Consider the following 13,939-nt stretch of genomic DNA (forward strand, 5'->3'; position numbering starts at 1 on the left):
CAACGACTGTATTGTTTTTAGCATCACTCAACACTGCCTAAAGGCATAGCTATCTACACAAGTTTTCCTGAATTATGCGTTCCCACGCTCCAGCGTCACTGCCATTAAGTTAAGCGGATTAGATAAAATAATGGCTAATGTGGGGGCGACTTCGCCTAAAGCGCTTACTGTTGGTAGTCGCCCCACAACCCTGTCTATACGTCAACTTAATGGTGGTGGCACTCTGGCGCGAAAGCGAGCGAATAACTTGTGTCGATAGCTATGCCCTGAACGGCAGGGTTTTGCGCTACTGATGATAAATACTTTATTGGGATCTTAGATTCAGAACGGTGTGCAAAAGAGGGTTTTCCAAACCTGTCCAATAAACGTTTAATAGGCGGTGACAGGCAGCTCACGACCCATCAGCGACATTCAGCTATGGATTTAGGCTTCCCTATAGCGGTCATTGGCAAATTAACACTATCAACCCCTTGCCATCGTCGAACCAAGGCAATCAAGTTATTTAAATTAAAGTAGTGGTATTGATACAAACCTCGATTTATCACTTTATCTTATCAATTTTTTTACTAAACGACCTAATGTGTCGCTTATCTCGATATACTGATTACCGTCATCAAAAACAATTGTTTCGGAGTCAGTCATGATCAATCAAAAAATGCCCGATTTTATGCCAGCCGTCAGTACTGCGCGACAAACCAGAGCGGGGCGCAATCAATATATCGCTTATCAACGCTTGGCGGCAATCTATCTGTTGCGGCTAACCCTGGGTTCACAAAAAAATATGAGACGAACCCAACTCTGCGATTTTTTTGAAGATGATTTGGGCCGTATTACAGGACTGGACGACTTTCACCGTACTGGTAATGGCGAAGATTTTAGCGATGATGAATTGCCCTTTTCACACGGCGTCAGTAAAGCGGTATTGGTAAAATGCATGCGTCAGCAGCTGAGTACCTTACTGGAAGAAGGTATCGGATCGTCTGAATCCTTGTTTGATAACATACGTTTGCTGAGCAATACCTTAAAACTTAGTTCAGTCGAACAGGAAATATTGGTGCTACGTTTACTGATGCCCTTGCTGGAAGTATTTCGCGAAACGGTGATCAATCAGTGTGGCACTTGTACCATGCAGTCTACTGTAGATTATTTGCGACTGATGACGACTCGCCCTGCCAGAGAGATTCTGAAGGCACTGCAACCTAATAGCCAATTACAACAAATGGGCTGGTTAAAAATCCATTCCGGAATAGTTGATCTGGAAGATAAGTTGATACTGGCAGAGGGTCTATTGGATATTATGCTACGCCAGCATGACAGTGCCGAAGCGTTGTTTGCCAATTTCTTCCGACCTTCCAGTCGCACCAAATTAGTTATTGATGATTATGGCCATCTGCAAAACGATTTGAATGTGCTGCAACCCTACTTGAGGGCAGCATTGGATGAAAAACAAGCAGGTGTAAACATTTTAATCTATGGCCCTCCAGGCGTTGGTAAAACCCAATTTGCAAAGTTATTGGCTCAAACAGTAAGCGCATCGTTATATGAAGTGTTGTGCGCCGATCAGGAAGGTAACGTTTTACGTGGCAGTGCCCGTTTTGCTGCCTGTAATCTTAGCCAGAAACTGCTTAGTAAAAGCCAAGACAGCTTGCTGTTGTTTGATGAGGCTGAAGATGTATTTCCCTCCCGACACAGTTTCTTTTTCGACGATGATGACGATGAGCAATCGGGCGGACAAGGCGATAAAGCCTGGATCAATCAGCAACTGGAAAATAATCCGGTGCCGGTACTCTGGATCAGCAATCGCACCCAAGGTATGGATAAAGCCTATTTACGGCGGTTTAGTTATTCAGTTGAAATTGACAAGATGCCTACCTCCATCCGTCGCCGTATTGTCAACAAGTACAGTAAAGGTTTAAAGGTGAGTGAAGGTTGGCGAGACAATATGGTTAGCCAAACCCACTTGACGCCAGCGCAAATTGAACAGGCTTGTTCAATTGCCAAAACGACGCAAAAACAGGTTACAGGCCAAGCTGAGCAGATTGCAGAACGGGTACTGGAAGCCAGTATGCGATTACTTAAACAAACCAGTAGTCTGCAAAAAACACCTGCCTGGACACAATATGACCGATCCTTTACTAATACGGACATTGATTTGGATGCATTATTAACTGGCCTTAAACAACATCAACGCGGTAACTTTTGTTTTTATGGCGCTCCGGGCACTGGCAAAACTGCATTAGCAAAACACATTGCCGAAACATTGGGTTTGCAACTGCACATTAAACGCGCGTCCGATCTGTTAGATAAATATGTGGGAGAAAGTGAAAAAAACATTGCGGCAATGTTTGCCGACGCACAAAAACAGGGTGGTATTTTATTGTTGGACGAGGCTGATAGCCTGTTAAGTGATCGCAGTCATGCCGGACAACAATGGGAAATTACTCAAATCAATGAGATGCTTACTCAGATGGAAACCTTTTCAGGTATTTTCATTTGCACCACCAACTTGATGGACAAGTTGGACGCAGCTTCGCTACGGCGTTTTGATTTTAAGGTGAAATTTGACTACCTCAGTCCAGAACAGCGTTGGACCTTGTTTCAGCAAGAAAGCCAACGCTTGGGCGGTAGTCTGCCCGATGATGCTGAAACCTTGGCGATACTCAAACACCAGATTCATCGCCTAACTAAACTGACCCCAGGTGATTTTGCTGTAGTCAGTCGTCAAGTGGCTGTGCTGGGTAAGACTCCGACTCCAGAAAGGATCATTGCCGTGTTAGCTCAAGAATGCAAAGCTAAGGGTGAGACCTTTTCACAAATTGGCTTTGTTCATTGATGTTCTAACGGTTTTTATTAGCTCCCAATAAATCAGAAATCAAAAAAAAACGAAGTCTCAGCTGCACTGCCATTACCCAATTATGCTTTGCTGCTAGATTTTAACAACGGTGAACAAAAGGTTCGACATGATCCCCTATATGAATTACCTTGTTTTTCAGTGATTGCAAAATCTAGGCTTTTTTAAGCTGGTTGAAGTTGATTACGGTTTAGTGGTCTGAACGGGCGCAATTGGTATTGCGCGGGAGACTTTGTATTTGGATTCGGAATTAGCGTAGGCTGGTTGCCCGATTGGATAAGTTATGCAGGATAAGCAATAGGAAACTAAATAGTGAATGCGATTTTGATTAGAACAAGACAACACAATGAACGCTGCCCACAGTGTAAATTAACCGTCAGAAATATGCTTACCAATGTTTTCGGTAAAGTAGAAGCTAATTGGAGTTCGGGGCTGCCGTGTAAGCTAGCTGACTACAATAATACCGATTTGGCTGACTCATTAGGAGCAGTTCATGAGGCGCTTCAAAATCACAGGGGAAATAACCAATTCGTTTTTGTAAATAAACTACCAAGGGTTGATTACTTTATTCCAGACCAGAACCTTATAGTTGAATTCGATGAATCGCAGCATTTTACAAAGCCGAGAAATATTGCGCTTAGTCATTATCCTCAAGGAAAAGATTACGGCTTTAACGTGGAAAAATGGCGTGAAATTTGTCAAAAATTAGACAAGCGTGATAATGATCCGAAATATAGAGACGAACAAAGAGCATGGTACGACACGCTAAGAGACATTGCCCCGCAACTTTTAGGGTGCAAGCAAACAGTTAGATTATATTCTCGCGACCTTGTATGGTGCTCTCTGAATCCCGACAGTGAATCCGATCTGCTTAAATTTAAGCAGATTATTCTTCAAGTAAACGAGTAATAATTATGTCAATGAACGGTAGTGGTTCGCAAAAAGAAAAAACAAACGTATCTGTTTCATTGCTACAACCTAGCTTGAACATTACCAAACTAGGTATTGTCTCTCGTAATTATTGCAATAAGATTGGAGACGACGGGAAGCGTGACTTTAGCCCCATATTAAAGGAAGTATTGGAACTACTGGATAATAAAAAGTGCGATGCTGTTCTTTTCTCATTATTCAGTATTCCAGGCAAAGATTATTATGACCCAATTCCTGCATTCAAGGGGCTTCAATCTATCAATGCGGTATTTATTGAAACGTTTAAAGATAATGTTACAGATAGATTTAATTCTAAAGAAATAGCTATAGAGAGAGAATATATACGATATAAAGTCTACCATAAAGGACCAAGTGGAGAATGGTCTGAGTACCCCTTTGATCAAGTATTTGGCACATTACAAGACATGCCTAAAGGTGGTATTGAAAAATTTGTCAAAGATGATATGCCCAAGAGAATGATGGGAAACTGCTGCGTTTTACTATGCGGGGAATCCAATGGAGTAAAATATTCTAAAGAAAATAAAATAGTGGAAGATACTTTTAAACTTCGACAATCCATTCAAGACGCGAATATAAATATTATTCTTAACCCTATACACGATCGCATGACAAGGTTTGAGATGCCGCTAAAAAGACAATTTTTATCTAAAAACAAGCGATGGGTAATATCTGTCTGGAATAAAGGGAAAAAAAATAAGAAAGGCCTTATTAGGGATGGAGAAAAACCAGCATGGATGGTGTTTTTTAATGGAATAGAAGTTGTTGTTGATCCGATAGTGAACGATTATGGGGTTGAAGTTGGAATATTAGAGTTAGATATACGAAAATATAAACTTGAAAATGGTCAAAAACCATCTGAAGGCAATGATACAGTGTATATCCCAATCAAAAGGTAGTTTTGCATCAACGATGCGGTCATTATGTGATCCATACAAATCAATTCATTATCATATCAGCGGATTGAGCAGGTGTTTTATCAACGTGATCAGTTCACGATAACATAAGCAAATTGTACCTCTATGGACACCATCCTCCGTTACTTTGAAATGCTGCGCTTTATTCCCAAGGAACCAGCCAGTATTTCCACTCCAGATTTACAAAAAAGGCTGCAAGACAACGGTTATAAAATTGATCTTAGAACGGTGCAGCGAGATTTGAATAAACTATCTGCATCGGGTTTGTTTCCCTTTACCAGCACTGAAGACACCAAGCCGCTAAGCTGGTTCTGGCCAAAAGAAACTCCACGATTACAATTGCCGTTAATGACGGCAGATGAGGCTTTGACCTTCAAGTTAGTTGAGACGTTTTTGGAGTCCTTGTTACCGCCTTCAATTAGAATGCACATGGCAGAGTATTTTCAACTTGCTGACAATACCTTAAAGGCGTCTCCTTTGGCCTGCTGGATAGACAAGGTTCGTATCATTCCTAATGGACTATCGCTATTACCTGCTGAAATTGATTCTGTTGTTTTGCCAGTAATTTATGAGGCATTACTAAAAAACTGCCGCTTCGATGCCACCTATCAAGGACGAAAGAGTGTGGCAAAAACTTATGAAATGAGTCCATTGGGCTTGGTCTTCCGCAATAATGTAATCTATTTGGTTGCAACTATTGGCGATTATTCCGACATTAAACAGTTTGCGTTACATCGTTTCAAATACGCAAAAATGGGTGAAAAAGAAATTGCAGTGCCAGTGAACTTCAAGCTAGATGAATACATTGCGCAAGGCGAATTTGATTATCCAATCATTACTAGCCATCAAGACATTGCACTAAAAATCAAAATAACCAAGTTTATGAGTACGCATCTTTTTGAAACGCCACTTAGCAAAAATCAGCACATTACTGAATTGGAAAATGACATGTATTTGTTAGCAGCAAATGTAAAAGATTCAGATCAACTACGGTGGTGGATACGGAGTTTTTCAACCCATATTGAAGTATTGGAACCTTTGGAATTACGGGCTAAATTTGCACAGGAAGCGCGAGCTTTAGGCGAGATGTATCGATAATCTTTCAACGCTAGATTTTGTCGTATGACCTTGGATAATTGTTAGCAACAGCTGAATTATCAATTCGTCTATCAAAACGAGTTATAAGCTCTAAGTCTATCTCCAGTGATGCGTGCCCCAAACATTCATCGAAACCGACCTACTTAAAAAAACATGAATGCATTGGATTGCCTCCATCAATTTATTAGTCAAACGTTTTACGAAAAAAACAGCATAAATACCTTGGATCGCTTCAGAGGCTGTTTACTAGGCTTGGCTGTAGGAGATGCGGTTGGAACTACTCTGGAGTTTAAACCCAAAGGTAGCTTTAAACCGATTAAAGATATGATGGGTGGTGGCCCGTTTCGTCTGAAAGCAGGGCAATGGACGGACGACACCTCAATGGCCTTATGTCTGGCAACCAGTTTGCTTGAATGCCAGGGATTTGATGCGAATGATCAAATGCAACGCTACTGCCGATGGCAGAATGAAGGATACCTCAGCAGCAACGGCAGATGCTTTGATATTGGCATTACAGTCAATAGGGCTTTACACGCGTATCAAAAAGATGGCAATCCTTATGCTGGAGCAATTAATTTCCAGCGTACCGGTAATGGCAGTCTGATGCGCTTGGCCCCGATCCCTTTGTTTTACTATACCGACAGAATCAAGGCGCAGACCTTTGCCGTAGAAAGCTCCAGAACCACCCACGGTGCATCAGAATGCCTTGATGCATGTCTTCTCTTTTGTAACATGCTGCTTCGAGCCCTCGCGGGTGGGGATAAGCAACACATTCTGTTTGCCGATGCAGACTCGTTTGACGGAGAATCCAAGATTATGGCTATTGCCAACGGCGATTATTGCCAAAAAACTGAGCAAGAAATTCGAGGCACCAGCTATGTTGTCGATTGTCTGGAAGCGGCTTTATGGTGCTTCTGGAATACCGATAACTTTGCCGATGCTATTCTTAAAGCAGCTAATCTAGGGGATGATGCTGATACGACGGCAGCCGTTTGTGGACAAATTGCCGGTGCTTATTACGGCTACTCAGCCATACCTCACTCTTGGAAAAAACGTTTAGCCAAGCGTCAAATGCTGGAGCAACTGGCTGACCGACTCTATGCAGTTGGACACGAATGTGGTGAGTCCGATTTCCTCTAATCACCATTCGATAGCCTTCTGTTTCCGGCGATGGTTTTTTGGGGTCGGCTACCAAACTTTTTCTACAATATTCATCGCCGTAAAGCTGCCGGTCGTGGCGGTCAGGTTTTGGCCGACAAGCGACCGTCAGGTTTTTGTATGTGGAAGAAGCTATTTTTAGTGACCGTTTTTTTGAAGTGTAACCCCAGCATCGCGTTATAAATTTTTCGGTTGTAACGGCTTTATTCTGCTAACAGTGTAGCAATAGCCGACTTGGCATTACACTGCGCTATTGCTTCTGCTAGCTGTAATTCATTCAATTTATGTTTGATAGCTTCAGTGCCATTGAAGTCAAATGCTTGATAATCCTTTTTGGCAAAGGTAGCGATTTGGCACTTCTTGAATGGCATATTTTCAAACGGCATTTTTATCGAATCCAGATTCAATGGTGCAGTCCCTTCCAAACTGGGCGCATAAATCAAAAATTCACCTTTCATCGCAAGTACAGCACGATATTGATTGACAGTGGTCAAATATAAACAGCCTACTTCAACCTCTTTTTCTTTTAATCTCATCTTGTTAAATTCCTTGATTTATTTCATCTAATTAAGCATCTGCCGGAGCCTTTATTCACTCAATGGACGATTAAGTTCAGTGCGCCATGTATACGGATCTGGGTTGGACTCAGGGTCTGTTAGATAGCATTCCCATAGGCTTTCTTGCACATTAAGCCCCTCGGCTTCAATCCATTTGCAAAACTCACCCCAGGCTGCACCAAGCCCTTCATATCCACCTTGATAAATAGTCCGGACGACTTTTACGGCGGGCAACTTTCTCATCTTAACGCGACCGGCAGGAGTGATTGGCTGACTAACGGGGAAACCCACCTCGAAATCAAAAATGTCGGTTGGTCTTTTCTGATGATAAGAAAAACACGGTCCGGTAATGGCGGCTCCCTGGGCGGCAAGGGTGGACATGATTTCAGCAATGGCCGGTCCCATAACATTGCTGATTTCAGCACGGGGAACGATGAGATGAATGACTGCGGTTAACTGTTCTTCTGTTTGAATGAGCAGTGGTGTATCAATCATATAACCGCCAAGTTACCTAGATAGTCGTTTTTCCTGGCTAGATATTCATCGACAAATGCCTGCATCGGCTCAGCTTCATAGCCACTCGGCACACTGATCGCTAGTTTTTTAAAGCCCGTGCCGACCACATCTCCGTCCGCCTTGATCTGAAAGTGCAAAAAAGCCGAAGCGCGTTTGCCGTTGACTTCTATCTTCGGTTCCAGCATTTCCACAGACGCCCGCTGAAAATCAAGATGATCAAATGACAGGGTCATGCTTTCGTAAATGACCAGTGGCCGGTTGATGTTAAACATAACGTTTTCCTGGGCTAATAACGGCACCAGCACATAGGGAAAATTTTGCCCTGAAAAAGCCACATAATCGCGAATAAAGCTTTCAATCAATGCTGAGTCCCTACTAAGGCCTCCCGAACGCTCGACCTGCAAATAGGTTTTACCCTGATTGTCGTTTACATCAATCAGTTCGGCATCGGTGTCGGGAAAGTTTAACAAGACGTCATGTCCGACCATGCCGGAAAAGATAAAGTGCATGTTTTGGCTAAGGCCATATTTCTCCAATGCCATTGAAAACAACAAATCGCCTGGTACGCAAAAACGTTTGGCGTCAACATCGTGTAAAGGGTTGAAATCATGCGCCACTTCTTTGGCAAACATGCTGGCTTGTTCGGCGACAATACTGACACTGTCATCATGAATACTATAAAAATCTTTTAAAAACATATTGTTATTTACTAATATGGGTGCAAGGAATAATTCTACGTCAGTAAGTGCTCATATCCGGTTTCATTAACCGGTTCCGCAGAGAATCTGTAGGGCGCTACATCATATCCTCCTAATTAAATTCAAACAATTCTACTGCTTATAGATCAGTGTAATTGAAAAGCTGCATGCGGCTGGTATGATGAGAGACAGTTATTATCGAATAGCAGATGCTCAAAACTGAATTGAAAGAATCAAAAATGTTTTATCAGTGCCATTTTTCCCTGCACCAGCGATCAAGTTGTTTTGCATCAATTAAAAACGTTACAAGCCGAACATCCACACGCCAATCATATTGCCTTTGCCTGCCGTATAAAAACAAATGAAGGCATTATTTATCGGTTTCATGATGCAGGTGAGCCTACAGGTACAGCAGGCAAACCGATCTTTCAACACCTTGAAGGTAAAAACATTATTAATGTACTCATTATAGTGATTCGCTATTTTGGTGGCGTGAAGCTGGGGGCCGGTGGACTTAACAGAGCTTATGGTCAACTGGCGAAACAGGTGATTGATACATCGACATTACAACCTTACATCGAAATGACAACACTTCATTTCACGCTGGATTATGAAAGATTTCAGTCTTTTGATTACGCATTGAAAAAAGTGAATGGGCAAATTCTTGAGCAGGTCTTTGCCGGACAAATTCATCTAACCGTTACACTGCCTGTTGAAAAGCAATGCGACTTGGAAAGCCAATTTACTCCTGTATAACCTGCTGCATGAATAAGAAACTTGATGCTAGAGTTATTAGCAATAACAGACAGGATTAGCCCAAAGGACCAGCGAATACTAATAAATAAGGTCTCGACCAGATTGGAGTCCTTGGAATTCATAGTGTGCACGGGCGGGATCGAATATTCCCAATCACGTGGTCTAAACTGGTTCCGGTGCCAGTTCCGGGGCAACAAAAGTTCAAAAAACTGCAATTGGAGTTCCAATGGACAAGACAGCCCCAGAAGCAGAGCTACACATATAGCCAACCGGATCAACGAAGACCATTGGTGAACATCCGGTTACGACCCACAAGAGACACACAACCCAGATTTCCGACTAGCCGCAAAACCACGGGGAGCGGACAATCGAATTTAGCGTGCTAAGTGGATTATAGGTATTTATACGAATTGTTTTTTTGGTTGTAGTGGTAGGCTGCGTTCCCAATCTGGAGATTGGGAACGAGCACAACAGGCACCGTACTGATGCTTGGTGTATTACTGATGCATTAGATTTATTGATCGGTTAATGGGTTCAAGACAAACTAAACTCTTCGGTAACTTGCCGGATTAAAATAGTGCTTTGTTGGTTAACTTGCATCTTCTCGCACCAAAAGCAAGCACCTTTTACTCGTTGCTGGTTCCCAACCTCCAAGTCGGGAACCAGCCTAACCTCAATCCCTCACCGATCTCGATTTCAAAGCCGCCCTGACGACCAGTATGACGGCAGTCAGAAACCCGATCGTCGTCAGCGTAAAACTCAACCCTGCCTGAAAAGGAAAATGCGGTTCAACCGGAATCGCAGCAACAACAGAGTGCTTCGGCGTCAGGCCTCTGACCAGAAATGCCAAAGGGTTGAAAAAAGCCCCATAGCAGCACGCGGCAACGACCCAGACTGGCGGATCGATGGAATACTGCCGAAACAGCAAGAAAAAGATGAACAGAAATTGGGCCATCATCAGATAGTCGACATGAGCCCTGATAATATCGGCTCGTTCGACAAGGAATCCGGCCAAAACCCCATCGGGAAAAAACAGCGTTATGCCGAGAGTCCAGGCTAGGGCAAGCGCTATCGCCAGACACAGTCCAGCAAATGTCAATAGAAAAAGATTTGTTATACTCATAATTTTTTGGTTTGTCATGGTTACCCTCATCGTTATACGGAGACTTTTGTCCCACCTTGTTGGACGTCAATATCGGCGAATTGCCCAGCCACCGTCACCTAGCCAGGAGTTGCCAATAGTCGGCGATTTGACTAAACTAGACTGCATTGCAACGTTTGCGTTGAATACAGGGCAGTCAAGACAATGTATGGAAGTATAAACAATGGTAGATAGTCCTCGCTTGTATGAACGTGCTGCGCCGGAGGCCGTCGAGTTCGACGCCCTCTGGGACATCAGCGACGGACGCACGTTTTTTACCGGACCACTGCACTACAACGCGAGCCATCAACATGGTGCGCCGGTTTTTCTTGCCGGAATTTATGGAAATTTTCGCCTGCGACTGCATGGCGGCGATTGGCTGTACTGCCGCACCGCCGTCATTCCCGCCGGTGTTCTGCATGAGCTGGATATTGGTGGCGATCCGCTGGCAGTGTTTTATATTGAGCCGAACATCGCCAGGGCCGATGCACTAAAACCGCTCATCCGCAATACGCGCGAGGTAAACGGCGCATTGGTTGGCACTGCCGGTGAAGTTTCGTTCATGCGCGACCTTTACGAAGATCGCTACAATCCTCAATGGACTGCGGAACCATTAGACGATCTAATGGGTTTTTTCAGGCGACGGGCAAGAACCGAACTGATCGATCCTCGCATATCCCAAGTGGTCGAATTTTTATTCAAACACGGCAACGATCTCACCTCGGTAACAACACTTGCCGGAACGGTCGGCCTATCCGCCTCACGATTTCAGCACTTGTTTACGCAACAAATAGGTGTTCCTTTCCGCCGTTATCGAGCTTGGAACCGAATAAGAAAGGCTATACGCGAGATCATAAAAGGCAACAATTTCACTACCGCGGCACACGCCACGGGTTTTTCGGATTCGGCCCATTTTAGCCATGAATACCGCAAAACCTTCGGTGCGCCACCCACGGTAGGACTGCAAAGGCTGGCGCGGTTGCAGCGTTGAAGAACAAGTAGCCCGATGGGGCTTGCGTTATACATGGATTCGTGGCTCCGTTGCTAACATATCAACCTGTCAATGACCGCTATATGCGAGTATTCTGCCATTCGAACAAATGGATTGAATGTCTACAAATGGCCGACAAGCGACCGTCAAGATTGATCAAAAATTGAGATGAGTTGGCTCTCTTTGTTCGTCGGGTGGTTAACGCCCCTTAGCAGTTAGCCGATAAACTACTTCTAAAAGGAGTAACATGAAAATCACCGGCTCATCCGGTGATTTATCGGTTAAATTTCAGGTTTTATGTATTTTTTCCATGAAAACATATTATTGACTTGGTCCGGCCCCATTCACTGGCACTCGATAGCTATTTAATTTTTAGAATTGAGTTGGCCACATGCTGCTAATACATCATCGCCTTTAGCACTTCTTATTAAAGTCGGGATTTTAAAAGTATCTAAAACTTCTTTAAACTTTTCAATTTTATCAAAATCAGGACTCTCATAATGCGATCCTGGGAATGAGTTAAAAGGAATTAAGTTTATATAAGCACTTTTACCCGCCAGTATCGTTCCCAATTTTTTAGCATCATCTGGAGAATCATTAAAATTTTTTATCAGAATATATTCATAAGTAATAAATTGCTTTTTATTTAAAGGTATCTTGTCAATAGTTGCCAATACCTCATCTAATGGATATTTTTTATTAATGGGAATAAGTTCATTCCTCTTTTCTTCAAAGGGTGAATGAAGAGATAACGCAAGGTTCACTCCAGGAATTTCCAGGCTCCATCTTTTAAGCCCAGGAATATAACCAGCCGTTGAAATAGTAATTTTTTGAACACCAATTGAAGTTCCGTATTGTGATAAAAATATTTCGCACGCTTTTTTGACGGCATCAAAATTATGTAAAGGTTCGCCTTGTCCCATAAAAACAATATTTAAAATTCTCTCTTCTCCAGGCCTGTTTTTCGCTAACCAACGCCAAGCCTGTAGAAACTGGCCAACAATTTCACTTGTCGTCAAATTTCTTTTAAGTCCTTGTTTTCCGGTAAAACAAAAAGAACAATTCATTGCACAGCCAACCTGCGATGAAAGACAAATAGAATATTTATTATGAAACGGAATAAGGACGGTTTCGATTTTATGATTGTCTTTAAGCTTAAAAAGAAACTTTACTGTTCGATCTTTTGACTCATGAACCGTATCGATTTCGGGTAGAGAAAAGTCGAAATTATTTTGAAAAAAGGCCAATGAACATTTGGCTATTTTATCGTAGCATTGAGTATTTTCTTTTTTCTTATAATGCCAATTAAAAAGAACTGCCGCTGCTGAGTGGTTTAAATTATTCTGATTTATAACTGTTTCTAAATCAGAATAATTTAGATCATAAAAGGATTGTTTCAAAAAATGTCTCCTGGTAATATCAATATTTTACCAATACCAAATAATTTGAAATATTGGATTTGATATCGCAATTATATTGAACCTGTTTATCATTAAGTAGCGTAAAACTCCGCCGTTCAGGGCGGGGATGTAAGCGGCTCAGTTAGCAAAATAATCTATTTTGGCGTTCTTTGTTGTTCAATGTATTGCCGAATAATAGCTATAGGCGCGCCACCGCAACTCCCGGCAAAGTAACTGGGCGACCATAATGCGCCCCTCCACAATTTCTTTTTGATTTCAGGATAATCCTTCTTGCGAATCATTCGGCTTGATACCCCTTTAAGACTGTTCACCAATGACGAGATCGAAACTTTTGGTGGATAGTTCACCAACAGATGAACATGATCGTCCTCGCCATCAAACTCTACCAGTTCCGCTTCAAAGTCAGCACAAACCTGGGTGAAGATGTCCCTTAGATCATCAATCACGCTTTGAGTGAATACGCCACGGCGGTATTTGGTCACAAAGACCAAATGAACATGAAGATTAAAAACACAGTGCCTACCAGGACGAATGTCTTGATTGTTTTGCATAGACCAATTAAAAATTATGCTAGTATAGCACTATGAAAAAGACTATACGCAAAGCCTTTAAGTTCCAGCTCAAAGCAACGCCAGCGGTTAGCCAGCAATTAGCTAACTTTGCGGGCGGAAGTCGCTTCGTCTGGAATAAAGGACTGGCGCTAAATCTTGATCGCCTTGAACAAAAAGCGCCGTTGCTGTGGTATCAGGAGCTTAACTTCTGGGCAACCTTATGGAAGTAAAACAGCTTATAATTTTTTCCATTGTCAGCACCTGTTTTTCCAGTAAAAGGGGACGATAAAAACCTGTAAGCCTCTGATTTATCATTGCCAGCGGCAAATTAGGACG

General features: G+C 42.6%; 14 protein-coding genes. 8 read left to right on the forward strand and 6 right to left on the reverse strand.

What is annotated here, in order from left to right; translation table 11 throughout:
- Positions 1 to 640 precede the first annotated feature (640 nt).
- From ABXJ76_RS06455 to ABXJ76_RS06475, 5 genes are all read left to right on the forward strand, one after another.
- Positions 641 to 2,833: an AAA family ATPase gene (locus tag ABXJ76_RS06455; RefSeq protein ID WP_432745298.1), complete on the forward strand. Its 2,193-nt coding sequence runs from the start codon at positions 641 to 643 to the stop codon at positions 2,831 to 2,833.
- Between the two features lie 330 nt (positions 2,834 to 3,163).
- Positions 3,164 to 3,760: a hypothetical protein gene (locus ABXJ76_RS06460; protein ID WP_432745300.1), complete on the forward strand. Its 597-nt coding sequence runs from the start codon at positions 3,164 to 3,166 to the stop codon at positions 3,758 to 3,760.
- A 5-nt stretch (positions 3,761 to 3,765) separates the two neighbouring features.
- Positions 3,766 to 4,698 (forward strand): hypothetical protein, encoded by a 933-nt coding sequence (locus ABXJ76_RS06465; RefSeq protein ID WP_432745302.1) that lies wholly within the window; start codon positions 3,766 to 3,768, stop codon positions 4,696 to 4,698.
- A gap of 123 nt (positions 4,699 to 4,821) precedes the next feature.
- On the forward strand, positions 4,822 to 5,814 hold the full coding sequence (locus ABXJ76_RS06470; RefSeq protein WP_432745303.1) for a helix-turn-helix transcriptional regulator: 993 nt from the start codon (positions 4,822 to 4,824) through the stop codon (positions 5,812 to 5,814).
- 222 nt (positions 5,815 to 6,036) lie between these two features.
- Positions 6,037 to 6,954 carry an ADP-ribosylglycohydrolase family protein gene (locus ABXJ76_RS06475; protein WP_432745305.1) on the forward strand — a complete coding sequence of 306 codons (918 nt, stop codon included), beginning with the start codon at positions 6,037 to 6,039 and terminating at the stop codon, positions 6,952 to 6,954.
- Between the two features lie 221 nt (positions 6,955 to 7,175).
- Here ABXJ76_RS06475 and ABXJ76_RS06480 read toward each other — a convergent pair whose 3' ends face one another.
- Genes ABXJ76_RS06480 through ABXJ76_RS06490 form a run of 3 tightly spaced genes read right to left on the reverse strand, consistent with a single transcriptional unit; the run spans position 7,176 to position 8,743 of the window.
- Positions 7,176 to 7,508, reverse strand: coding sequence for a hypothetical protein (locus ABXJ76_RS06480; RefSeq protein ID WP_432745306.1), 333 nt, complete (start codon positions 7,506 to 7,508; stop codon positions 7,176 to 7,178).
- A 51-nt stretch (positions 7,509 to 7,559) separates the two neighbouring features.
- Entirely contained in the window at positions 7,560 to 8,024 is a 465-nt protein-coding gene (locus ABXJ76_RS06485; protein ID WP_432745308.1) for a GyrI-like domain-containing protein, read from the reverse strand.
- Positions 8,021 to 8,743 (reverse strand): DUF3581 domain-containing protein, encoded by a 723-nt coding sequence (locus ABXJ76_RS06490; protein ID WP_432745310.1) that lies wholly within the window; start codon positions 8,741 to 8,743, stop codon positions 8,021 to 8,023. Before ABXJ76_RS06490 ends, ABXJ76_RS06485 begins: the two co-directional genes overlap by 4 nt.
- 285 nt (positions 8,744 to 9,028) lie before the next feature.
- On the opposite strand from ABXJ76_RS06490, the gene ABXJ76_RS06495 reads away from it, so the two are divergent.
- Positions 9,029 to 9,499 (forward strand): IMPACT family protein, encoded by a 471-nt coding sequence (locus ABXJ76_RS06495; RefSeq protein WP_432745312.1) that lies wholly within the window; start codon positions 9,029 to 9,031, stop codon positions 9,497 to 9,499.
- Positions 9,500 to 10,172: 673 nt separating this feature from the next.
- On the opposite strand, the gene ABXJ76_RS06500 is transcribed toward ABXJ76_RS06495, so the two are convergent.
- Positions 10,173 to 10,640, reverse strand: coding sequence for a hypothetical protein (locus tag ABXJ76_RS06500; RefSeq protein WP_432745314.1), 468 nt, complete (start codon positions 10,638 to 10,640; stop codon positions 10,173 to 10,175).
- A 184-nt stretch (positions 10,641 to 10,824) separates the two neighbouring features.
- Here ABXJ76_RS06500 and ABXJ76_RS06505 point away from each other — a divergent pair, with 184 nt between their 5' ends.
- Positions 10,825 to 11,631: a helix-turn-helix domain-containing protein gene (locus ABXJ76_RS06505; RefSeq protein ID WP_432745316.1), complete on the forward strand. Its 807-nt coding sequence runs from the start codon at positions 10,825 to 10,827 to the stop codon at positions 11,629 to 11,631.
- Between the two features lie 365 nt (positions 11,632 to 11,996).
- On the opposite strand, the gene rlmN is transcribed toward ABXJ76_RS06505, so the two are convergent.
- On the reverse strand, positions 11,997 to 13,031 hold the full coding sequence (gene rlmN, locus ABXJ76_RS06510) for a 23S rRNA (adenine(2503)-C(2))-methyltransferase RlmN (protein ID WP_432745318.1): 1,035 nt from the start codon (positions 13,029 to 13,031) through the stop codon (positions 11,997 to 11,999).
- A 155-nt stretch (positions 13,032 to 13,186) separates the two neighbouring features.
- Positions 13,187 to 13,603 (reverse strand): IS200/IS605 family transposase, encoded by a 417-nt coding sequence (gene tnpA / locus ABXJ76_RS06515; RefSeq protein ID WP_432745320.1) that lies wholly within the window; start codon positions 13,601 to 13,603, stop codon positions 13,187 to 13,189.
- Positions 13,604 to 13,635: 32 nt separating this feature from the next.
- Here tnpA and ABXJ76_RS06520 point away from each other — a divergent pair, with 32 nt between their 5' ends.
- Entirely contained in the window at positions 13,636 to 13,833 is a 198-nt protein-coding gene (locus ABXJ76_RS06520; RefSeq protein ID WP_432745322.1) for a helix-turn-helix domain-containing protein, read from the forward strand.
- The last annotated feature ends 106 nt before the right edge of the window (positions 13,834 to 13,939 follow it).

The organism is Methylobacter arcticus, from assembly GCF_050917435.1.
Taxonomy (GTDB): Bacteria; Pseudomonadota; Gammaproteobacteria; order Methylococcales; family Methylomonadaceae; genus Methylobacter_A; species Methylobacter_A titanis.